The sequence below is a fragment of the Rhodococcus sp. MurmanLake-1 genome (assembly GCF_056945715.1).
The window spans coordinates 1-20,550 of sequence record NZ_JBWZNF010000020.1 but is presented as its reverse complement, the minus strand read 5'-3'; the positions used below and the strand labels follow the sequence as shown (position 1 = coordinate 20,550).

At 60.6% G+C, this 20,550-nt stretch carries 22 protein-coding genes and 2 pseudogenes; 11 read left to right on the top strand and 13 right to left on the bottom strand.

The features are described from left to right. Positions 1–8: 8 nt before the first annotated feature. Positions 9–206 carry a hypothetical protein gene (locus AC2ETI_RS30525; protein WP_483634835.1) on the bottom strand — a complete coding sequence of 66 codons (198 nt, stop codon included), beginning with the start codon at positions 204–206 and terminating at the stop codon, positions 9–11. 108 nt (positions 207–314) lie between these two features. On the opposite strand from AC2ETI_RS30525, the gene AC2ETI_RS30520 reads away from it, so the two are divergent. Next, the gene (locus tag AC2ETI_RS30520) at positions 315–692 is read left to right on the top strand and encodes a hypothetical protein (protein WP_483634834.1); all 378 of its coding nucleotides are present in this window, start codon (positions 315–317) and stop codon (positions 690–692) included. Positions 693–845: 153 nt separating this feature from the next. Here AC2ETI_RS30520 and AC2ETI_RS30515 read toward each other — a convergent pair whose 3' ends face one another. The 5 genes and pseudogenes from AC2ETI_RS30515 to AC2ETI_RS30495 all read right to left on the bottom strand — a co-directional run bounded on the left by AC2ETI_RS30515 (position 846) and on the right by AC2ETI_RS30495 (position 4,222). Beyond that, complete coding sequence (locus tag AC2ETI_RS30515; RefSeq protein WP_483634833.1) at positions 846–1,304, bottom strand: hypothetical protein; 459 nt, start codon at positions 1,302–1,304, stop codon at positions 846–848. Between the two features lie 31 nt (positions 1,305–1,335). After that, positions 1,336–1,823 (bottom strand): annotated as a pseudogene (locus AC2ETI_RS30510) (GNAT family N-acetyltransferase). A gap of 230 nt (positions 1,824–2,053) precedes the next feature. After that, positions 2,054–2,827 carry an IS3 family transposase gene (locus AC2ETI_RS30505; RefSeq protein WP_483634832.1) on the bottom strand — a complete coding sequence of 258 codons (774 nt, stop codon included), beginning with the start codon at positions 2,825–2,827 and terminating at the stop codon, positions 2,054–2,056. Next, positions 2,761–3,072: a transposase gene (locus AC2ETI_RS30500; RefSeq protein ID WP_483634831.1), complete on the bottom strand. Its 312-nt coding sequence runs from the start codon at positions 3,070–3,072 to the stop codon at positions 2,761–2,763. The genes AC2ETI_RS30505 and AC2ETI_RS30500 overlap by 67 nt, the downstream gene beginning before the upstream one ends. 247 nt (positions 3,073–3,319) lie before the next feature. Beyond that, positions 3,320–4,222, bottom strand: coding sequence for a LysR family transcriptional regulator ArgP (locus tag AC2ETI_RS30495; protein ID WP_483634830.1), 903 nt, complete (start codon positions 4,220–4,222; stop codon positions 3,320–3,322). A gap of 69 nt (positions 4,223–4,291) precedes the next feature. Between AC2ETI_RS30495 and AC2ETI_RS30490 the strand changes: the two genes are divergently transcribed. The 9 genes from AC2ETI_RS30490 (at position 4,292) to argJ (ending at position 14,100) form a co-directional block, all read left to right on the top strand. Further along, positions 4,292–4,912 carry a LysE family translocator gene (locus AC2ETI_RS30490; protein ID WP_483634829.1) on the top strand — a complete coding sequence of 207 codons (621 nt, stop codon included), beginning with the start codon at positions 4,292–4,294 and terminating at the stop codon, positions 4,910–4,912. Positions 4,913–4,944: 32 nt separating this feature from the next. Continuing rightward, positions 4,945–6,474, top strand: coding sequence for an argininosuccinate lyase (gene argH / locus AC2ETI_RS30485; protein WP_483634828.1), 1,530 nt, complete (start codon positions 4,945–4,947; stop codon positions 6,472–6,474). Further along, on the top strand, positions 6,471–7,688 hold the full coding sequence (locus tag AC2ETI_RS30480; RefSeq protein ID WP_483634827.1) for an argininosuccinate synthase: 1,218 nt from the start codon (positions 6,471–6,473) through the stop codon (positions 7,686–7,688). Before argH ends, AC2ETI_RS30480 begins: the two co-directional genes overlap by 4 nt. Positions 7,689–7,699: 11 nt before the next feature. Further along, on the top strand, positions 7,700–8,275 hold the full coding sequence (locus AC2ETI_RS30475) for a formyltransferase family protein (protein ID WP_483634826.1): 576 nt from the start codon (positions 7,700–7,702) through the stop codon (positions 8,273–8,275). A 429-nt stretch (positions 8,276–8,704) separates the two neighbouring features. Next, a complete protein-coding gene (locus tag AC2ETI_RS30470) occupies positions 8,705–9,529 on the top strand; it encodes an enoyl-CoA hydratase/isomerase family protein (protein WP_483634825.1) in 825 nt (274 codons plus the stop codon). Beyond that, positions 9,526–10,668, top strand: coding sequence for an asparagine synthase C-terminal domain-containing protein (locus tag AC2ETI_RS30465; protein ID WP_483634824.1), 1,143 nt, complete (start codon positions 9,526–9,528; stop codon positions 10,666–10,668). The genes AC2ETI_RS30470 and AC2ETI_RS30465 overlap by 4 nt, the downstream gene beginning before the upstream one ends. Continuing rightward, positions 10,665–11,438 carry a TauD/TfdA family dioxygenase gene (locus AC2ETI_RS30460; protein ID WP_483634823.1) on the top strand — a complete coding sequence of 258 codons (774 nt, stop codon included), beginning with the start codon at positions 10,665–10,667 and terminating at the stop codon, positions 11,436–11,438. Before AC2ETI_RS30465 ends, AC2ETI_RS30460 begins: the two co-directional genes overlap by 4 nt. Then, positions 11,431–12,903 carry a class I adenylate-forming enzyme family protein gene (locus tag AC2ETI_RS30455; protein ID WP_483634822.1) on the top strand — a complete coding sequence of 491 codons (1,473 nt, stop codon included), beginning with the start codon at positions 11,431–11,433 and terminating at the stop codon, positions 12,901–12,903. The genes AC2ETI_RS30460 and AC2ETI_RS30455 overlap by 8 nt, the downstream gene beginning before the upstream one ends. A gap of 24 nt (positions 12,904–12,927) precedes the next feature. After that, positions 12,928–14,100, top strand: a complete 1,173-nt coding sequence (gene argJ / locus AC2ETI_RS30450) for a bifunctional glutamate N-acetyltransferase/amino-acid acetyltransferase ArgJ (RefSeq protein WP_483634821.1) — start codon at positions 12,928–12,930, stop codon at positions 14,098–14,100. Between the two features lie 104 nt (positions 14,101–14,204). On the opposite strand, the gene AC2ETI_RS30445 is transcribed toward argJ, so the two are convergent. Further along, a complete protein-coding gene (locus tag AC2ETI_RS30445; RefSeq protein ID WP_483634820.1) occupies positions 14,205–15,011 on the bottom strand; it encodes an RAMP superfamily CRISPR-associated protein in 807 nt (268 codons plus the stop codon). Next, positions 15,008–15,499, bottom strand: coding sequence for a hypothetical protein (locus AC2ETI_RS30440; protein ID WP_483634819.1), 492 nt, complete (start codon positions 15,497–15,499; stop codon positions 15,008–15,010). Before AC2ETI_RS30440 ends, AC2ETI_RS30445 begins: the two co-directional genes overlap by 4 nt. 808 nt (positions 15,500–16,307) lie before the next feature. On the opposite strand from AC2ETI_RS30440, the gene AC2ETI_RS30435 reads away from it, so the two are divergent. Beyond that, a complete protein-coding gene (locus AC2ETI_RS30435; RefSeq protein ID WP_483634818.1) occupies positions 16,308–17,108 on the top strand; it encodes a phosphoadenosine phosphosulfate reductase domain-containing protein in 801 nt (266 codons plus the stop codon). A gap of 9 nt (positions 17,109–17,117) precedes the next feature. Here the strand turns inward: AC2ETI_RS30435 and AC2ETI_RS30430 are convergent, their stop codons facing one another. The 5 genes and pseudogenes from AC2ETI_RS30430 to AC2ETI_RS30410 form a co-directional block, all read right to left on the bottom strand. Continuing rightward, positions 17,118–17,366: a hypothetical protein gene (locus tag AC2ETI_RS30430; RefSeq protein ID WP_483634817.1), complete on the bottom strand. Its 249-nt coding sequence runs from the start codon at positions 17,364–17,366 to the stop codon at positions 17,118–17,120. Further along, positions 17,363–17,692: a hypothetical protein gene (locus tag AC2ETI_RS30425; protein ID WP_483634816.1), complete on the bottom strand. Its 330-nt coding sequence runs from the start codon at positions 17,690–17,692 to the stop codon at positions 17,363–17,365. Before AC2ETI_RS30425 ends, AC2ETI_RS30430 begins: the two co-directional genes overlap by 4 nt. A 225-nt stretch (positions 17,693–17,917) precedes the next feature. Then, on the bottom strand, positions 17,918–18,196 hold the full coding sequence (locus AC2ETI_RS30420) for a zinc-ribbon domain-containing protein (protein ID WP_483634815.1): 279 nt from the start codon (positions 18,194–18,196) through the stop codon (positions 17,918–17,920). A 66-nt stretch (positions 18,197–18,262) separates the two neighbouring features. Continuing rightward, positions 18,263–18,805: a hypothetical protein gene (locus AC2ETI_RS30415; RefSeq protein ID WP_483634814.1), complete on the bottom strand. Its 543-nt coding sequence runs from the start codon at positions 18,803–18,805 to the stop codon at positions 18,263–18,265. Then, a pseudogene (locus AC2ETI_RS30410) lies at positions 18,805–20,550 on the bottom strand (hypothetical protein); the annotation flags it as partial. The pseudogene AC2ETI_RS30410 and the gene AC2ETI_RS30415, both read right to left, overlap by 1 nt.

The following is a 20,550-nucleotide window of genomic DNA, read 5'->3' as shown; positions in this document are numbered from 1 at the left end:
TCAGGCGGCTACTGCTGGGATGCGGCGTGGGCAATGTTGCTGTGTGGTGGATCCACCTCGCCCGACGCAGCAGTCGTGAAGTCCAGGTGTCGCTGACAAACCCAGGCCCCTTCGGGGAACGGACCTGGCTCGATATGGGAGGCTTCCTCGCCTACTGCTCGCTGGCATCCCTCTTCGCAATCCTGATCCGGTACATCCTCGCTCATAGATGATTCCGTCGTTTACTTATCCCGAGACAACACACCACCGGGTCTGTAGCCCGAAATCGAAAAACCCGCCAGACGGAAGTGCCTACTGTTCGCCATACTTCGTGCATGCGCAAAGGGAGACGGTTGTGGCCGACGAACGCCGTCGCAGCGTTCGTCATGCTTGTGATCGCCGGAACACTCGTCGTGGTGTCCCTCTACGGCGGTCTCTACTACGCGCGTCACCGGACACCCGGTGACGGATTCCCGATCAGTCTCACCTACCATCACCGGCACTACAACCGCAACGGCGACCCCGTCGCCGACATGCCACGATCTGCGAGTGGATACGACTACTCGAAAGTCGACCACCTCGACGACGAGAACATCGACCTGTACACCGCAATTCGGCCGGGACAGCCCGTCACCACCAGCCAACCCGTCACCGTCCTCGCGCAAGGAACGAACGGGATGTTCGTCCCGTACATGCTCCAAGGCGGTCCCTGAGAACTCGACGAAACGAACCGACGGTCTACCCCACGGCGCTAACCCAGCACCCGCATCATGCGGCCGATTGCCGCGGGTTCAGGATCCGGGTGAAGTCCTCGATCGGCGTTTCGGCGACACATCCGTGACAGATGGATCAGTTGATTTCGAGCGCTACCCCATTCCCTGACTGACAATGAGCCAAGGGTCACCGTCAGACTCGCGGGCGAGCATGTACCCCCACGAAGTAGAACCATTGTGCATCGACACGACAGTCCGCTGCTCCAAATCGAAATGAGTCACGACCTGAACGCCCTGCTGGTACCCCGACATCCCGTTACCCTCAGGAACCTGCGGCACCGGACCCCCGACCTCGACATTCGTGATACTGACGATATTGGTGAACCAACTACCCGCACTGCTCTCCATGCGCTGCTCGAACTCAGGACTCAGCAAACGCTTCGCCGCCTCCACATCATGCGCATTCAACGCATCCAAAAACGCATGTACAACGCTGGTGGGCGACGCATCCCGAGGAACCGAACTCGGCACTGTTTCGGGCGCCACTGCGTTGCAGGCACTTATCGAGACTGCGGCGGCGAACGCAACAACCACACCAACAACCGACCTCACGGCCCACTCCCTTCCGATTACCGCCATCTTCTCAGCACGATGTCGTCGGCGGCCACTCGTCAGCACGCACAGCGAACACCACCGTGACCGTCCACTCACCCTTGACCCACACATCCTCCCGGAAATGGGCCTCCCGCCGCATTCCCACACGACGTGCCAGCCGAGCAGAAGCATCGTTTCGCGCATCCATCTGCACCCTCACCCGATGCAGCGACGACACTGCGAACACCAAATCAACCAACACGGTCACCGCTTCCCTCGCGAACCCCCTCCCCGCAACCTCCGGGAAAACACCCACCCCAGTTCCGCAGAATGCTCGCACCCCTCGATCAACCACGCCCCCACATTGCCCACCACCCGACCCTCGAACTCGACGACAAGCGCCAGATCACCATCGCCCAGGCTTCGGCACAAAACCCTCCGCGCCACCACCTTCCGCGCATGCTCGACCGTCCACGGATCGTCAAACAGAAAACGACACACCTCGGGGCGGCTGTAATACAACAGCAAATCGTCCACATCACCCGCACGCTAGCCACGGAGTGGCATGACCCCCGTGAAGTGACCCGCATGATGTGTGCCCCAGTAGTGCACCAGCGTGATGAGAGCTGGGGGTACGGTTGGATGTCTGCCCAGAGCTTCTCATACTCGATCGGGCTGATGTTGCCGAGATAGCTGTGGCGCCGTTCAGCATTGTGGAAATTGTCGATGTGATCGGCCATGGCTGCAGTCAGTTCCAGCGTGGTCGATCACTTCTTCGTGTTCAATAATTCCGTCTGCAACCGCCCCCGGAATGCCTCCATGACAGCATTATCGAAGCAATCACCGACCGTCCCGAAAGACTCGAGCAACCCCCACCTCCGCAGATTCTCACCGAACCCCCACGACGTGAACTGGGGACCATGATCGGCATGCAAGATCGTTGCCTCCCAACGGATCCGTTCCTGCGCGGCCATGTTCACCGCATTGTTGACCAGTGCGGTATCGGCAGTCGTGGAGAAGGAACGACCTACGATCATCTTGCTGAAACAGTCCAAAATCGCACAGCAGTAAACCTTTCCGTCACGAGCGGGATGCTCCGTAATATCCGTGAACCACAATTCGTTCGGCCGACTTGCCGTGAAACCGCGATTGACCCGGTCAGAGAGGGTTTCGACGCCCAGCAGGTTCGGTTTCCGCTTGCCCGGACGAGGCAACCCAGCGATACCGAGTTCGGTCATGATCGCCGACACCAGCTTGTGATTGACATTCATTTCGTACGTATCGAGCAGCTCGGCCCGGATACGTCGTTTCCCGTAGGTTCCGCGCGATCGTTGGTAGATTTTTTCGATCGTGTCGGCCACGATGATGCGCCGTACTCGCCGATTGGAGACCGGCCGGCGACGGTGCGCATGAAATGTCGATCTGCTCAAACCCGTTATACGACATGCCGATCTCCCGGAATGTCCTCGTGTGATCAGTCCTTCGACGATCGCGATCTTCCTTTTGGGGGCACCACCGACTGATCGTCGAACAAGGCGCACGCATCGCGAGTCAATGCGAGTTCAGCTTCGAGTGCAGCGATGCGGGCGCGGGCCAATGCGAGCTCGTCGGACTCGGTGCTCGGTACACCGTCCCGCACCCCCGCATCGATCAGGGCTTGGTCTTTCCACCGAAACAACGTCGCCGCCGATATGCCGGTTTCCGTAGCGACATCGGCGACTGTGTCACCACTTCGCAGACGGTGCGAGATCTGTCGCCGGACTGAGTTTGGATACGACTTGGGCACTGTGACCTCCTATGGATCACTCTGCCTCACCTCTCATATAGATGGCTCACTTTGAGGGGCACGGATCACTTCTGGACGAGAACAGCGACGGTCGATTTGAAATAGGCATCGACTTCCTCATCGCCGGAATCGCCAACGCCGCAACCTAATTCACTCCTCACTTACCCGCCGCCTTCACGGGAACAGCGGTGCCGATCCCACATTTCCGGGTCGAGCGGCGATGACGGACACTGGCCGTAGTCGACGTTCAGTGACGAGTTCTGGGTGGTTCGAGGTGTTCGTGGGCTGCGTTGAACACGAGGTCCGTCAGATGTTGCAGGGCAGGCGATTGCATGCGCCAGCATTGCCAGAAAAGGTCGACCACCACAGTTTCTGTCGGAATCAACCGAATGAGGCGCCCGGAATCAATATCCCCTTGGATCTGGGCGCGAGGAAGAACACCCCATCCGAGACCCAGGCGGACCGCGGTCAGGAACTCGTGATTGGACGGAATGAAATGCGTCGGCGGCTCGGACGTGATACCCAATCTGCGGAGCATCGTATGTTGTAGGTCGTCTTTGAGATCGAAACGCAGCATGGGCAAGGTACTCAGATCCGCGTCGGTGACTTCGTCACGTCCCGAGATCAGATGTGGTGCGCACGCGGTCCAGTACGTCATCCCCCCGAGTGGTTGGACCTTGCATCCAGGAACGGGTTGGCCAGTCGTTGCCACAGCCGCCATGACACTTCCTTCGGTGAGCAGTTGTGCTGTGTGATCTTGGTCTTCGACATGCAGGTTCATCAAAAATTTCCCTTCTGCCGCTATCGCCGCGAGGGCAGGTTGAAACCATGTCGAAATCGAGTCGGCGTTGATGGCCACGGACATCCGCGCACGACCCTCGGTGGTTCCTTCCGTCTCCGGCGAGATTTGCTTCAGGACATCGGTGTAGAGCAACGCGCTCTGACGAGCGAATCCGAGGAGGACTCGTCCTGCAGCCGTGGCTCGGACGGGTCGGGCACGAACGATCAGCACCTGCCCGACTTCGCGTTCGAGCCCACTCATCCGTTGACTGACCGCTGACGGGGTGATGTGCAACCGTGCTGCGGCCTTGTCGAAAGAACCCGTCTCGCAGATCGCGGTGAAAGCTTGCAGGCGTATCGACTCGATCATTAGTTTTCCTTAAGTTGACGCACTTGTATTAACTTTACTCATGCATGTGCCGCACTTAGAGTTGCGGGTGTGAATCAACATGCCGTCGTCCAATTCGCCTTGGTGGCATTGGTTTTCGGCGTCACACCCGGCCCCGATGTGGTCCTCTCCATTCGGCAGTCCCTGACGTCGGGGACTGCGTACGGCATCGCAGTCGCGTTGGGGGCGGCATCAGGGTCGCTGGCATGGGGGATCGCTGCCGCAGCGGGCCTGTCCGGAGTACTCGAGCGCCTCCCGACCGTTTTCGAAGCCATCAAGATCGCGGGAGCGATCTACCTCGTGTATCTGGGCGTGCAGAGCATCAGGAAATCGGGAAGCCTCGACCTCAGCGGGTCCACGCCGGATCTACGGCCGCGAGGCAAGTGGGAGGCATTCAAAACGGGGTTGTATGCCGACCTGCTCAATCCCAAGATGGGTGCGTTCTACCTCGCGTTGATTCCACAGTTCATCCCAGAGGGCGGCAATGTTCTGCACTGGTCGCTGGTATTCATGTCCATCGAGCTCGCTATCGCGATAGCAGCGTTGTCGGGTTACGCCTATCTCGCCGACCGTGCACGCACATTTCTCAGCAATCGAAAGACTCTGGCCTGGGTCGAACGCGCACTCGGTGCATTTCTCATCGGCCTCGGAGTTCGTGTCGCCCTCGAATAATCCCAACCAACAACCAAGAAGGAAGCGCAATCGTGAGTCAAAAGCTGTGGGGAGGGCGCTTTGCCTCCGATATCACGGAAAGCGTGCTCAGATACACCGAGACAGTGTCAGTCGATACTCGGATGCTCGAACACGACCTCTGGCAGAACATCGTTCATGTCTTGATGCTCGGCGAGCAAGGAATCAATGACCCCGACGTGACCCGGGCAATCATCGAAGGGTTGCTCGAACTGGCCGATGAATGTGCCAACGGTCGACTCGAACTCGATGTGCAGTTCGAAGATGTACATCTCAATACCGAGCAGATGTTGATCTCGAGAATCGGTGCAGACGCCGGCGGGCGGATGCACACTGCCCGTTCGCGCAACGACCAAGTCCAGACCGATGCGCGCATGGTGAGTCGTGAGTGGTTGCTCGAAGCAGTGGCATCGCTTGCAGACTTCGCGTCCAGCTTGCTCGACTCACCTGACAGCGACCTCGATGCCGTCATCCCTGGCTACACCCACAGCCAAGGTGCACAGCCCATTTCGGTGGCTTTCTGGAAGTCCGCGCACGCCCAGGCGTTGCTGCGCGATGCGCAACGGCTCATGGCCGCGTGGAGCCGGGTCAATCTCAGTCCGTTGGGCTCGTGTGCACTGGCCGGCACATCGTTTCCGCTCGACAGAGAAATGACATCGGAACTACTCGGGTTCGACGGACCACTCGTGAACGCGCTCGATGCGACATCGACGCGGGATTGGACGGTGGAAATCGCCGCCGCCGTCGCCATTGCAGCAACGAACATCTCCCGGATGCAAGAGGAGATCGTTACCTGGAGCTCCAACGAATACGGACTCGTCGATGTGCACGACTCGTTCGCCACCGGCAGTTCGATCATGCCTCAGAAAAAGAATCCGGTCGTAGCCGAACTTGCGCGAGGTAAGACCGGCAGATCGGTCGGGGCGTTGATCCAGTTGTTGGTCATGGAAAAATCGGTCGGTTTGGGGTACAGCTGCGATCTGCAGGAAGACAAATTCGTCTATTGGGGTGCACTCGACTCCTACCTGGACACGCTGCGCGTATGTCATGAGCAGAACGACACCATGGTTTTCAATACCGGCCGTGGTCTGGAACTGTGCTGGACCAATTTCTCGACTGCTACCGAATTGGCCAACCTCCTCGTTTCCGAGCACGACATTCCATTCCGTACCGCCCACAAAATCACCGGGGAACTCGTCAGCGATCTCATCAAGGAGAAGTTGACCCTCCACGACTGCGAGATGGCTTCGAAACTACTCGAAATGCGCAATCAGATAGTGATAAGCGCGGAAGCGCTCGCTGACTTGTTCGACCCGGTCAACACCCTCACAAGTTACGAGTCGCCGGGGGCAACGTCACCGACTCGCGTCCGTGAACAGCGGGTGATCGGACTACGCCAGGTCGCAGACATCCGGTCGTGGGCCGAAGAAAAGGCGAATCTACTCATTGAAGCAAGGTCCGCCACCGCGAAGAAAGCCAAGGACCTCGTAGCGAGTGCAACCGGAAACACCCTCGCTACCACATCATCACAGGGGGAATCATGACCATTGTCCTTGCATACTCGGGTGGACTCGACACATCAGTCGCATTGCACTGGTTACGCGAAAAGTACGACACCGACGTTATCGCCTACTGCGCAAACCTCGGCCAAGTAGAGGACCTCGCCGACGTCGCCGACCGCGCGAAGCGGGCAGGGGCATCGGATGTGATCGTCGAAGACGTGCGGGCAAGATTCCTTCGAGAATTCGCACTGCCGGGATTGGCCGCTGGAGCCGTATACGAAGGAAAGTACTTTCTCGCAGCCCCGCTGTCGCGGCCGCTGATCGCGCAGCGACTCGTCGAGATCGCCGCGGACACCGGCGCGAGGATGGTCGCACACGGCGCCACGGGCAAGGGCAACGATCAGGTCCGATTCTATACATCGGTTCGAGCGCTCGATCCGACATTGACGGTCCTCTCACCGGTCATCGACTGGGAACTGACATCACGACGCAGCGAGATCGAGTACGCCGACAAACATGGCATCGACATAGGGGCCAGCAAGACATCCCCGTACAGCATCGACACGAACATCTGGGGGACAAGCATCGAATGCGGCGACCTGGACAACGTCGATCAAGCCCCACCACGCGATGCCTGGCAAATCACCACCGATCCGATCGAGGCCGCCAATTTCCCTGAGCAAGTGCGGATCGAATTCCGGCAAGGCATCCCCATTTCGCTGAACGGTCGCGAACTCGATCCGGTTGCGCTTGTCGAGGAACTCAATATCATCGCCGCCGGGCACGGCGTGGGCCGCACCGAGATACTCGAGAACCGTATTGTCGGTTTCAAGAGCCGCGGCGTATACGAAAGTCCCGCTGCGACAGTCCTTCACGCCGCGTACAGAGATCTCGAGTCGCTCGTCTTCGACAGAGAGACTCTGCATTTCAAACGTTCGATCGCTGACCGCTACGGCGAATTGGTCTACTACGGCTACTGGTTCAGCGATCTTCGGCGAGCTCTTGACGGTCTCTGCGAACAGTTGGCGCCGCGACTCACCGGAGAAGTTACAGTCGAGTTGTTCAAAGGCCGATGCCACTGCGTTGCACGACGGTCGGAGTTGTTTTCGCGGTACAACACCGCGCTTGCAGACTACGAGGAATCGGACACATTCGATCACGCTGCCGGAGCCGGATTCGCTTATGCGTGGGCACTGCCGTTGGTAGATCATTCGCGGCTGTCATCTCGGTCCGGCACCGTATCGGCAGCACGGTGAGGGGACCGCTCATGGATCCTCGATCCGTACTGCTGATCTCGGACAGCTCCGAATGGAGTGGGCACGCGCACGACTACCTCGAAAACCGGTTCGAATCGGTGCAATGGTATCCGTGGGACTACGGCAATCCTCATACTCGTTCGTTTCACGATTGGTCTGGTGCCGACTTGCTGTTCTCCTTCAAGTCGGATTTCCTGATCCCCGAGTCGATGCTGACGAAAGTCGGCGAGTATGCGATCAATTTTCATCCGTCAGTCCCACAATATCGAGGGATCGGCGGCTACCGCTACGGTCTCGACGACGGCTTGGAGGAGTTCGGGGCGACCTGCCATTTCATCAACAACTCCATCGACGCAGGTACGATCATCGACGTCTCACGTTTTCGAATTCACAACGATGAGACTGAGATAAGTCTCGCTTCACGGACCGCGGCAGTCGCACTCGCCCAGTTCTATTCACTGGTCGATGAAATACTCGCACACAAACGCCTCTCGCAATCGGACGAACGCTGGGGAACTGATCTCTACACCCGGAAGCGGTTGGCGGAGTACAAATCTCGCTCTTCTGTACAAGCCTCCGTCCACTAACCCCTCCTCACAACCCCCTGCCGAATCTCCCGAACCGCGACAAAGACCCACATTGTCGCTGTCTGTCCATGTCCATGCGGCGACCGTAGAAGTGCGGCCGGCATGGACGACGGATCAGCATGCGGCTGGAGGGTCTTCACCGCCGTACCTTGCCAGACGTGAGTGTGCAGCACCGCAACGATGCGAACTTGGCAGTGATCAAGGTGCGTCGATACCGGAATTTCTGCCCGAGCCGATCCGGTCATCCTCACTTCGAAGGTGGGCCGGGTCTGTTCTTCAACAATGGCCCCCAACTACATCGCGCCGTGGATCGCGCGATCTGTCGATGCTCTTGTCTCGATTGTCTGTCGAGGTCGGGAAGGCAACCCACCTTCGTCACGCCCACCATCGACCGTTGGCTTTGAAAGCCACATGAAATTAGGAAATGACATGACGACCCACACATCTTCCCCTCGAGCCGTGCGAACCGAACGGCGAACGGTTGGGTCCGATAACGGCGGGCGTACATACGTCGAGGACGGCATCGCAGTGCTCGAGTTCGACGGCGACGGGCACAACACCTTTCCGACTGAAAAGATGGAAAATCTTGCCGCTCAGGTCAGTAGCGTGGCCGAAGATCCAGAGATCCAAGCCCTTGTCCTGCACGCGGGCGACGGGCGCTCGTTCGGGGTCGGCGGCGACTTCAACGAAGTCAGCACATTCACAGGTGGCAGTGAGGTCAGTCGATGGATCGATGCTTGCGTCGACATGTACCGAAGTGTCCTTGCGTGTCCGAAGCCGACCGTGGCAGTGATCGATGGTTTCTGTATCGGAATAGGCCTGCAGTTGGCACTGTGCGCAGACTGGCGTGTGGCGACCCCAACGGCCGATCTGCGGATGCCTGAACTCAAACTCGGCATCTCGTGCATCCTGGGTGTCCCACTGCTTCGCTCGCGAGTCTCTCCGCACGTCGCCAATCGCATGATCATCGGCTGTGATGCCTGGGTGGGTGACGAAGCTTTGACAGACGGTTTGGTGGACGAGTTGATCAACCCTGGTACGTCGACACCACTTCAGGTTGGCATCGAACGTGCGACGAGTTTCGCGGCGTACCAGAGTGTCCCCTTCACCCGGACCAAAGCATTCAGCAACCACGATCTCTTGTTGGCAATGGAAGAAGCCCGTATTCAGGCAATTTCCGGACACCGTGCAGGCTTTGCGTCCGGTGACGCAGCCCAGCAAAAGATGCGCACCGTTATCGGGGCCGATCGGTGACCGAACCGGCCGCCAATTTCCTCATTCACGGTCACAACAACCGCGTCGATGTACGCGGAGACATCACCTCATTCGGGGTAGCCGGTATCGCGACAGGCCGCATGGCCTTCGCGGCGCCGCCTTACGGGGAGTGGCGACTATTCCTTCTCACCCGATCACCATCACAATGGATCCTCACCAACAACGTGTTGGCGGCTTTCGCCACTTGTCCTGAATTCCATGACGTTGCCGTCACGGTCGTTCCTCCCGGCGCCATCATCGCCGTACACGAGGGCGAATGGAAGCTCCTACCGAAATACCCTCCCGCCGATGTTCAGGAAGTACACCAACGCAACGCCCTGGAACATGCCATTGCCGATGTGGATACCGCATTGCGTTACGAGATACGTCAGATCGTCGCGCGGCGACGTCCACTGCGACTGCTCTTGTCCGGCGGAGTGGACTCGGGGCTGTTGGCCTCACATTTACAAGAAGAACACGCGGATGCCGTGGCCCTGACCCTCCGTACACCGTGGGGCAATGAAATTGAGGGCGCCACACGTACGGCCGACCATGTCGCCATACCTCTGGAGATCATCGACGTGACAGCGGAGGAACTAGAGGCGGCAATCCCCCGGTGCATGCGTCTACTCCAGACTTCCGACGCAGAAATCATCTCTATCCATCTGCTTATCACGATCTCTTTCGAATTGGCGGCAGCCCGCGGCGCGGACCTTGTCACGGGGCTGGGAAGCGACCTGCTCAATGCACGCAGCGATATCGGTATGGCGGGCACGAGTTCGGATATCGGCGATCGCGTTCGCACCACCAGCGCGTCGGGGCTGATGTCGACCGCCGAATTCGAGAGCGGACCGCGGATCTTCCATCCCTATTGGAGTCCCTACATGATCCACACGCAATTATCGGTGCCTGCCGCGCTGAAAAAATTCGAGGGAATCGACAAGTACTACCTGCGCCGGCTCGCAAGCTATCGCCTCCCTCACACCACGGCCTACGGCGAGAAGGTAGCAATCCAGGAGGGTTCTGGTCTCGTCGGTGGGCTGGAGCGGCATATCGGCCGCACTCTGCAAGATCATTGCGCCCGGACATGGGAACAATTGATGCACAACAGCACTCAAGATTCGCAGCCGGCGATATGACGAGTCGACCGCCCGCAGCCCTCCCCGGTCCTGCCTGCCCCGAAGATTTGGGGAAAGCGTTGGCGCTGCATGCTTCGGAACACGGATACGCGCTTGCCGAGGGATTCAATCTGACCCGCGAGGAGTTCGCGGAGACGGTGGCAGCGATCGGGGACCTGTCCAGTCACCGCTTCGGCACCGGCACCGCCGGGTTACTCGACCTTGATGCGAGTCCTCGACCCGACAAGATAGTGACAGGGCGAAGCTCGCTCCCCCTGCACACCGATGGAACCTTGGTCGATGCGTCACCGAAATACATCATCCTGTACTGCCATCGGATCGATCAGCCATCCGGGTCAGGATGCACGGAAATCTGTAAACAGTCCGACGTCATCGACAATGCGCCGCCCTCGATACGCGCGCTGTTGACGACGACGTGGGAGTACTACGTCACCGACGCCTCGCACTTCCCCGACGTAGCCAACCGGTGGATGTCGATTCCCACAACGACGCAAACCCGCGAGGGCGATGTTCGGCTGAACATCGCGATGCCGTTCACGGGAACAACGAACGGCGGCTGGCACGTACGTCTTCCCGGTCAAACCGTGGAGTCGAGTGCGCACTCATTCACAGCGTTGAACGAATACTTGAGGAGCCTCGACAGCTTCTACGTCCATCAGTGGCAACAAGGTGACATTCTCGTGTTGGACAACGAACGAGTACTGCACGGACGCACGGAAATCGCACCGGGTGGGCACCGGCATCTCCTGCGAGGACAAGTCAATGTCTGAATCGACCATGCCCGGATTCCTCAACGACCTCGTCCATCATGCCGATCCAGCGTCTGTCGCTCTCCTTCAGGGGAATCGGGCATTTACCTACGGTCAACTCGTGCACGCCGCGACTCGATGGCGCGATGTCCTCGACCCCCTCATCGACGAGGGCGAGGTCGTTGCCGTCGATTTCGTGGAATCAGCCTTCGAACACGCCGCAATACTGCTCGCGGTCATGGCGGCAGGCGGGATACATCTATCGACCAGACGGCCCGAGGCGACCTGGCGGCGACTCGCTGATATCGACGGTAGCTGGCACGCAATCACCCGCACGCCGATTCCCCCTGACATCGGCCCTTCATTGCGTTCCGTCGTCGACATCGATCATTCAGTTCTCGTTCACCGGCCGGACGAGCCGCCCAACCGACCACCATCACCACACCCTCGCGGACGAATCCTGGAAACCTCAGGATCGAGCGGAGAAGCCAAATGGGTGTACTGGACCGAAGCTGACCTTCTCGGCGATCGACGCACATGGACCGAAGAGGTAGGACTCGGAGACCACGACATCGTACTGAATATTCATCCCCTCGATTTTGCCCACGGCGTTGACGTTCACCTGCTGGCGACTTTGTGCGCCCGAGCTTCGATGGTGCATGTACCGGGAAAATTCGATCCAGTCCGCACCCTCGACCGTCTGACACACCACCACGCCACCTACATGAGTGCTCTTCCCGCCCATTACGAGGCGATTTCGTCCTCGCCTGCTGCTTCGACGGTACTGGGAGCGCATTTGACCACGGCCTTCACCGGCGGCGCCCTGCTTTCGGCGGGCGCAGCCCAGGGCCTGTTCAACCGGTGCGGGGTGACGCTCAAGCGTCTGTACGGCGCCACAGAGGCCGGGATCATGTGCGCGGATCTGAGCACGCATCTACAAACCCGGCCCGCGTTGACACCCATGGGGAGCGTCGACATGAAGATTCGCCCACTCCCCGGCATCAACTTCACCCGACATCAGATCGGCGAACCGTACTTCCGCCGAACACATTTGGCTACGGCCTATTGGGCGGACACCGAGCGAACGACATCAGCCTTTTCCGGCGGCTGGTACGCCAGTGGAGATGCCGTACGCGTCGCCGCCGACGGAACTCTCGCGGTATTGGGACGAAGTGACGACGTGTGGATCGACGACAACGACACCGTGCGTTCTGCCAGTGAATACGTCGACACGATCAGCCTGGTCGACGGAATCGACGAAGTTGTCGTATTCGCGCCGTCGGCCAACCCCCACCACCTCATCACTGTTTTCTGCCGACTCACCCCTCAGTCGACCTCGGCAGACCCTCGGGAGAAAGTCGATGCCCTAGTTGCAGAACTCGGTGAACCGACACACGTCTACTACATGTCAGACTGGCCGAAAACGGCGGTCGGAAAACCGAACCGCCAGGCCCTCCTGGCGTGGGCGCGCACGACCGAGTGGTGATCGAACGAAAAAGGTGACACAAACATGGGAGCAGACATGATCGAGCACAGGGCACCCCTCGGTTTCCGCTCGTGGACAACGAATCTGGGCTTGGCAACGGCTGACCGCAACGATTTCGCCATGGTCGTATCGACACGACCCTGCACGACATCGACAGTGTTCACGCGCTCACTCTTCGCTGGACCCTGCGTCGAAATCAGCCGCCCGATAGCAGCGGGCCGCACCGCACGCGGAAACGTCGTACTCGCGAAGAACGCCAACGTCGCCACAGGCGACGAGGGCCTCCGCAATGCACTCGAAGTACGAGAACGCGCTGCCCGCCTCGCCGGCATCTCCCCGGACGAGCTGATCATTGCCTCGACCGGAGTGATCGGTCTCCAGTACCCCATGGACACGATCCGAACCCGATTCGACGCCCTGCCCCCCACAGGTTCATCGTTCGACATCCACGCAACAGCGCAAGCAATCATGACAACAGACACCCGCGAGAAGATTTCATCGAGAAAAATTGGAAAAGCGACCATCCTCGGAATCGCCAAAGGCGTCGGCATGATCGAACCCGACATGGCGACCATGCTGTCCTTCATCTACACGGACGCAGAAGTACCCGAGCAGGAACTCGACGACATCTTTCGCGACGTGGTGCAACGGACCTACAACTCGGTATCCATCGATACCGATACCTCCACCAGCGACACAGCAGCCATCTTCGCCAACGGAGCGGCAGGGGCAGTCGATCTGATTGAGTTCCACCAAGCGCTCACCGAAGTATGCACCGACCTGGTGAAAATGATCGCCCGCGACGGGGAAGGCGCTTCCAAACTCATCGAAGTCACAGTCACCGGAGCGAACACAGAACCTCAAGCTCGGACGGTAGCCAAGACGATCGTCAACTCACCATTGGTGAAAACGATGGTGCACGGAGAAGACCCCAACTGGGGGCGCGTGGTCATGGCGATCGGAAAATGTCAGGACGAACGCACCATCGACCCCGCCAAAGTGCAAGTCAGCTTCGGCGATCACACCGTGTATCCCCCCACCAGTGCCGGCGTCGATCTCACATCGGTGCGCAAACACCTCGCAGGTGAAGAAGTCCACATCAATGTCGACCTCGGCATCGGACACGGAACATGGACCGTGTACGGATGCGATTTAACCGAGGGGTACATCCGCATCAACGCGGACTACACCACCTGATCGTCTCCTATCCCTCGGTTCGGCACCTCGCGACCCTGCGGATTCCCCTCGAAACTGTCCCAGCGGCCGGCGGAACCTTCAAGCTGGTAGAGCGCGCAGCATGTCTAGTGCTTCTTGGCGGCGACCATGGCGCGCCAGTCGAGGTAGATACCGTCGGCGGGGTCAGGGGTGATGACGGCGCCGACGTGGCCGTGGCCGATGGCCGACCTGCCGCCGAGCCACCCTCGCCGAGCGAACTCGGTGAGGACGTCCGCGGTGAATGCTTCGTCGAGCGCACTGCCGCGGTCAAGTTGGACCCAGGACTCGAACCTCGTTCCCGGGGAGAGCGTTTCGATGTCGTAACGCATCAACGGCGACGTAGTGTTCCCTGTCGACGGGAGGGGGTTGTCGCGGGCGGTACTCACGTCGTCGAGGTGGCTGTAGCTTTCGCGGGCTTCGACGTCAAAGCTGCTCGGCAACGGGCCCTCGTAGTCGAAGCGAAGCACCGGTGAGGCTTCGGTGACGATCGGCACCACATGACCCACGCGTAGGCAGCCGCTGATCGGGACGGCTCCGACCGCGCCGCCGAAGACACTGAGCAGGGGAACCAGCTCGCGTAGCTCGTTGAGTCGTCGTCCGGTGACGGGCTCGGCTTTGCTCTTCACGATCGAGCCGCCGTTGCGCAGGGTGTGTGCGACGGGCAGCGGAAGTTGGTTGTCGTAGCCGAGGACATCGCGCAGCATTTCTTCCCCGATGCGGCGCAGCACCCCGCGGAAAGAGTTCCCGGACACCACGGGCACGAGTTCGATTGATCCGTCTGGCTGGATGATCTTCGTGCGCCGAAACAGTGCAGTGCCGCCGATGGTTTCACCCTGGTGAGAAATCGGTGATCGGGCAACCATCTCGATTTCCCAGACGCGGCTGATGCTCACCGGCCATCCTCGTCGGTGGTGGGGGTGCGGGCTGAGCGGACAGCGTCGGTGATGATCTTCGTGCGCAAAGTCAGTGCGGCGGTTTGATCGCGCATCGCCTGCAGGACACCTTTCGGATGTTCGGTGGCGAGCAGGACCGCCAATTCGATTTCCTGCGCCCGAGTCCTGGGTGTGGATCCCAGGTGCCCGGACACCTTCGTCCACCACCGGTTCAGGTTCCCTCCGCTCGTGTAGGCGGCGTCTTGGATCCGTTCGGGAAGATACTGATTCCAGTAGTAGTCGCCGCTTCGAGTGGAGATCCAGTTGTTCTCCGATCGGTCGACGCCGTAGTGCAGCAACAAGATCAGACGATCGGCGATCGCGGCATCGGGGTCGAGGGGCCTGGGCAGGAACGGCGCTGCGGCAGCCACCGCTCCGTCGCCGCCGCCGGTGCAGTGGCGGTCATCGAGTTGTCTCCGCCCCGGTACCGCTGTGTTTGGTTCTCGCACCTACGTTTCGGCCGTTCACGAAGCGGTGCTCCTCCCCTGTTTCGCCCGGGTCGGTCTCGACCGGGCCTTACCCATTGTCGTTCATGTTTGTGTGTGGTCGGGTTCGCTGGCTCGGGCCGCGACGGTCCACCATGACGGGGCGCTGCGCCATGGGGCCAAAGTCTGCCAGTCGCCCAATATCTGAGCCCATAGCCTGTGTTCGATGGTGCGGAGCACTCGGTGCGGCGGCGCTGGCGCCCGGAGATCCCGCTCGGTGAACCCGACCTCTCGTAGTGTGCACATCACTTCCAGACGTTGTGCGTCGTCGGTGCGCCAGGTGATGTTCGCTCCGTCGACGTTGATCTGCCCCCAGTGGGCGTCGGGGAGGAGGTGTTTGCGCCACAGGGGCGCGGGGACGGTGACCGCGATCCCGGCCGGTAGCGGCCTGCGACAAGACCTTCCGCAGCTGTGCCGGTGAAGCTTCGAGCATGGTGGGCGGGTCTGCGGTGACGATGTGTGCGCAGCTGCGCAGCGGCAGGTGCCGGTATGCCCACACGCAGACTTCGCACAGGACGCGGCTGGGCAGGTTCGTCCAGGTTTCGTAGCCGGTGAACCTGCGCGAGACCACCTGCCCGGTCGGGGTCATCGTCTCCGTGCTGCCGGCGCAGCGCGCGCAACCATCCGGGGACCGGTGCGGCGAGTACGGGCGCTCGACCGCGCCCGTGTACGCGGCAGCGGCGACGGCGAGAGCGGTCATGAACATCCGATGTGTTGAAAGGGCCGGCGCAGTGGGCCGGTGTGGGCGGGGATTCGGTTCTATTGTGGTCTGGTGACCTCTCGCGGCGATGATCCCGGCCTCGACCTGACGCGCCTGCAGGCACTGCGGCCGACCACCGCTCGCACTGACGCGCAGGCGCTGGCCGAGATCGGGGAGCAGATCTCCGAGCACCTGCGCCGCCACGACGGGTACGTCGCGTTCTCCGGCGGCAAGGATTCCCTCGTCGTCCTCGACCTCGTGCGCCGGGTAGAACCGGATGTGCCGGTGGTGTTCTTCGACAGCGGTCTCGAATACCCCGAAACCTACGACTACATCCGCCACCTCGCACAGACATGGTCCCTGGATCTGCACCGGTTACCGGCAGATCCGCCGCTACTGGACGTACTCGTCTCATCCGGTCTGTGGGACCACCGCGCTCCCGACCCCACCGTGCTGCTCGATCTGCACGAGGTGCTGATCGGAAGCCTCGCCAAGAAGGCGCACGAGCTGTTCGGGTCGGGTGAGCTGTGGGGTGTGCGGGCGGACGAATCCGCCGGCAGACGCGCGATGTACACCCGTGGTGGCCGGCGCGGCGGGATTGTCGAACGCGCCGACGGGACGATCGCGTACGGGCCGATCTGGAACTGGAGTACCCGCGACGTCTGGTCGTTCGTTCGGCGAGAGGATCTACCGGTCAATCCCGTCTACGCGAAACTGGCATCCCTCGGGGTTCCCGAACAGCGCCAACGGGTTTCCCACGTCATCGACGGAAACCATCTCCAACACGGCCGTCTGACCTGGCTGCGGCGCGGCTGGCCGGACCTGTTCGAACAACTCGCCCACGCGCTCCCCCGCATCCGGCAGATGACCTAGAGGCTTGAATCAGTCAGGGTCCAGATCGTCTTGGCCTCTGACTCTGAACTTTGGCTTATTGGTGCGAATCTCGTTGATCAGGTAGTCGATGCTCTTGTCGATGAATTGTTGTGGAACTCCAGCTGAGGGGAAAAGGAGCCGTTTCTCCGCCTGAAACTTTCGGAGCTTTGACACGGTCCGCTCGATATCTTCTGGTGTGACGTCGTCAATCGCCCGCTGAAGCAGTTCGGCTGTCTCGGGGTCTATGTCTTCACTCACCTGGGCACCGACTTGTCGTCTCCGTCGGCGGCTTGTTGTTCGAAATCCTCGGCAGTCGCAACTCGTACATCGACATCAGGAGCGAACTCGCGGAGCACGACATCTGTGCACATCACCTCAGTGACACCGTCGACGGTTCGCCGCTCCCAGCGCAGCGGCCGGTCGTACCGATTTGACGCGATGTATTCGATGTCGCCGTCGGGGTACTGGGCGCGGACGACTGAGCACCCGTCCAGGAAGCATTCATGGACGTACTCAGCCGCGAACGCATAGAGGTCTATGCCCGACGATTCCGTCTGCACCACGACGTTGTACCGAATATCCATGGCGTGAAGACTACGCATTGGGGCACTGCCATCGTTCTGACCAGAGATTTTTGTAGGAGCCTTGACGGATGAGGTACACGAGGACGTAGACCCCGAGCAGTAGTCCTCCGAGCGTGGGGACAATCATCGCGTTCGCTCCATTCTTTGATTCGACCCCGCTGTAGCTGGTCTTCATCTCATCAACGGACTGGTCTGTGCGGCCAATCGTGTTGTGGTACAACCATGTCAGCGGAGTGTTTCGGTGCTTCGGCGCTGGGCTTCGTAGTGTGCGGCGTCGGCGGCGAATCGTTCGGCATCGGGGCGAGCGAGAGCGGTGGCTTGTCCGCAGTGTGCGCAGGCCATGTAGTCCTGACCGTGTCCGAACGGGAAGATCGGGAGGAAGAACAGGGTGAACCAGGTGCGGCGGCGGTGCAGGCGCTGCGCGGCGGTGAGCCGGCACAGGTGGCAGGTGAAGAACAGTGCCGCGATGAAGGTTGTTTTCGTGCGTGTTCCGAAAATTAGCATCCGCGTTCTCCTCTAGTGAGCATCGAAATTACTCCGTCGCAACAGTTTTCGGGGGCCAATCTGGGACTATTGCGCGTGGGTGTCTCCGGCGTCGGTGGTGTCGACGACGTTGATGTCGAGTGCATCGTCGGGACGGCGGCGGATGAGATCGACCGCGACGGAGGCGACGTCGTAGTTCACCAGCGCCCCGTTCTCGATGCGGCAGTGCAGCGAGAAGTACACGATCGAGTCCACCACACGGTGGGTCTGTGCTTGGACGCGGAAGTCACCGCCCAACACCAGCCCAGCGCGGTACAAGGACATCGGCCCGTCGGGAAGCCCCGGCAATGGGGGGATTTCGTCGATACCGCCGTCGGGGAGCATTCCGTCGACGCCATAGACGATCGGATGCCCATCCGATTCCTTGGACACCACTGCCAACGGCATCGACGCCACGTTGAACAAGATTCTGGGCGCACCACATAGAAGGGCATCGATGACAAGGGAATCACCTTCTGAGCCGAAGGAAACTCCAATGACACGAATCTCCTGCCCCGTGACCAGCCGAGGCGCGTGAACTTCCAGGTCGAGGGCAGGCATACTCGGCCAGGGCTTGCTTTCGACCAACATCAGTTCACTCCTAGGAAGCGTGCGCCTTTGTTCAACGCGTTCTGGTAGGCGTTGTCGCCCTGGATCTTCTTGATCAAAGACTGGGGTGCGCCTTCGAATTCTTGGGTGTTGAAGTTGTAGTAGTACTTCCCACCGCGATCATCCTGCAAGTGCATCTGTCCAGCCCGCACGCCTGGGGCAGGGTTTTCGATATCGATCCGATAGTACGGGCCGTTCGGTGGAATCTTGTCGGTCATGGTTCTGCTGCCGGGTAGTTGTGTTCCGCTCTGGCCTAGCATCTCCCCATTGGGTGCGGTTTGCGCGCTAGGACTCGGTTTCGGGGTACTGCCCGAATTACCGGAAGTTCCATTCCCGGAGCGGCGGGCCTCGAAGTTGGTTGCGATGTCGGGGGCGACCTCGACCATCCCAGCACCCGCGAAGGCGGCGCCGCCTGCGATCGCCGCGGCACCAACAGCGTTGAGCGCCAACCCGGCCGGTAGTCCGATACCGGTCGCATCGAGCAAGACGCCCCCGCCCTCCACCGTGCCGCCCAGACCGGCCAGTATCATTCCACCGACAATCGATGCGGCGGCGGCCGGATTGTCGAGCATCGCCTGCGCGAAGGCCCCGGCAGCGTGGCCGGTGACATCGAGGGCTTCGTCGCCGAAATCCCAGACGTTGTCCCATACCCGCCGCGCCAGACCCGGTTCGTCCTCCTGTTCACTTGTCTCGCGTTCTGCTTCGAGTATTTCGCGGTCGATGGCCGCCTGCTCGGCCGCGGCTGCGGCTTCCTGGTTCGCGTGCTCCTGCTCGGCGGCCATCGTGTCCAGAGCCTGCGTGGTGGGCACCGTGCTGACCTCCAACCCTGCACCGGCCGAATCACCAGGTTTGGTGTAGTTGTTGGTGGTGCCGTCACCTTGATCGACGGTCATCGGGACATCCGGCTTCATCGTCTCCGGGTTCGGCACGTACGCCGAGTGGCCGTCATCGGGGGTTCCCACCACCGCGATACCGCCGGGCTGTCCCGTGATCGCTTCCTGCCCGTTCGGCAGTTCGACCGCAGAGATCTGATGCCCGGTGGCCTCGTTGGTGCCGCCGTCGAGGCCGTCCGCGAAGATCGGATACAGCACATCCGGTCCGGGTTCGATGTGCTGAATCAGGGTGGTTCCGTCGTCGGCGACCTCGTACCATGTCGGCACCGGACGGCCCAGAGCGTCGTACGCCCACGGCGGAGCCTCATGCGAGACCACAGCGCCGTTCACGTCGAGGATGTCAGCGGAGCCGTCTGCGTTGACACGCATATGACCACCTGGGGGAACCTTCTTCGGGAAGTAGTACTCACGAGGTGATTCCGGCCCGTTGAGAAGATCGAACGTCTGCTCCGCACCACCAGGCCACACCACCGTCAATTCCTCGTAGCCGGGGCGGAAGATCCCACCCGATCCGAGACCGCTCATCGACGTCTGCGGTAGCGGAGTGACCTTCCCGCTCTCACGCGCACTGAACGGTCCGGGCCTCCCCCGCACTCCGATACCGGCGGCAGTGAAACCTGCCGCGCCGACCAACACAAGTTCGAGGTAGCGGTCACGTCCGTCGCCTTCACCGAGACCGGCGGGCGTCACCACCGGCGTTGATTCTTGCGGTGCGGGAACACTATTCGACGTCGTTGCGGGTACTGGTCCGGGACCACGATCGGTGGTGGTTCCCTCACCCGGGGTGGGTGTGGGTGAGGGAACCGCTGATGCCGATGCATTGGGGAATGCACC

What these genes read in the sequence shown, in the direction of transcription:
- AC2ETI_RS30470 (WP_483634825.1), top strand. Translation starts at nt 8,705, where the DNA reads ATGACGACCCACACATCTTCCCCTCGAGCCGTGCGAACCGAACGGCGA.
- AC2ETI_RS30460 (WP_483634823.1), top strand. Translation starts at nt 10,665, where the DNA reads ATGACGAGTCGACCGCCCGCAGCCCTCCCCGGTCCTGCCTGCCCCGAA.
- AC2ETI_RS30420 (WP_483634815.1), bottom strand. Translation starts at nt 18,196, where the DNA reads ATGCTAATTTTCGGAACACGCACGAAAACAACCTTCATCGCGGCACTG.
- AC2ETI_RS30495 (WP_483634830.1), bottom strand. Translation starts at nt 4,222, where the DNA reads ATGATCGAGTCGATACGCCTGCAAGCTTTCACCGCGATCTGCGAGACG.
- AC2ETI_RS30520 (WP_483634834.1), top strand. Translation starts at nt 315, where the DNA reads ATGCGCAAAGGGAGACGGTTGTGGCCGACGAACGCCGTCGCAGCGTTC.
- AC2ETI_RS30415 (WP_483634814.1), bottom strand. Translation starts at nt 18,805, where the DNA reads ATGTTGGTCGAAAGCAAGCCCTGGCCGAGTATGCCTGCCCTCGACCTG.
- AC2ETI_RS30480 (WP_483634827.1), top strand. Translation starts at nt 6,471, where the DNA reads ATGACCATTGTCCTTGCATACTCGGGTGGACTCGACACATCAGTCGCA.
- AC2ETI_RS30455 (WP_483634822.1), top strand. Translation starts at nt 11,431, where the DNA reads ATGTCTGAATCGACCATGCCCGGATTCCTCAACGACCTCGTCCATCAT.
- argJ (WP_483634821.1), top strand. Translation starts at nt 12,928, where the DNA reads ATGGGAGCAGACATGATCGAGCACAGGGCACCCCTCGGTTTCCGCTCG.
- AC2ETI_RS30425 (WP_483634816.1), bottom strand. Translation starts at nt 17,692, where the DNA reads ATGGATATTCGGTACAACGTCGTGGTGCAGACGGAATCGTCGGGCATA.
- AC2ETI_RS30525 (WP_483634835.1), bottom strand. Translation starts at nt 206, where the DNA reads ATGAGCGAGGATGTACCGGATCAGGATTGCGAAGAGGGATGCCAGCGA.
- AC2ETI_RS30475 (WP_483634826.1), top strand. Translation starts at nt 7,700, where the DNA reads ATGGATCCTCGATCCGTACTGCTGATCTCGGACAGCTCCGAATGGAGT.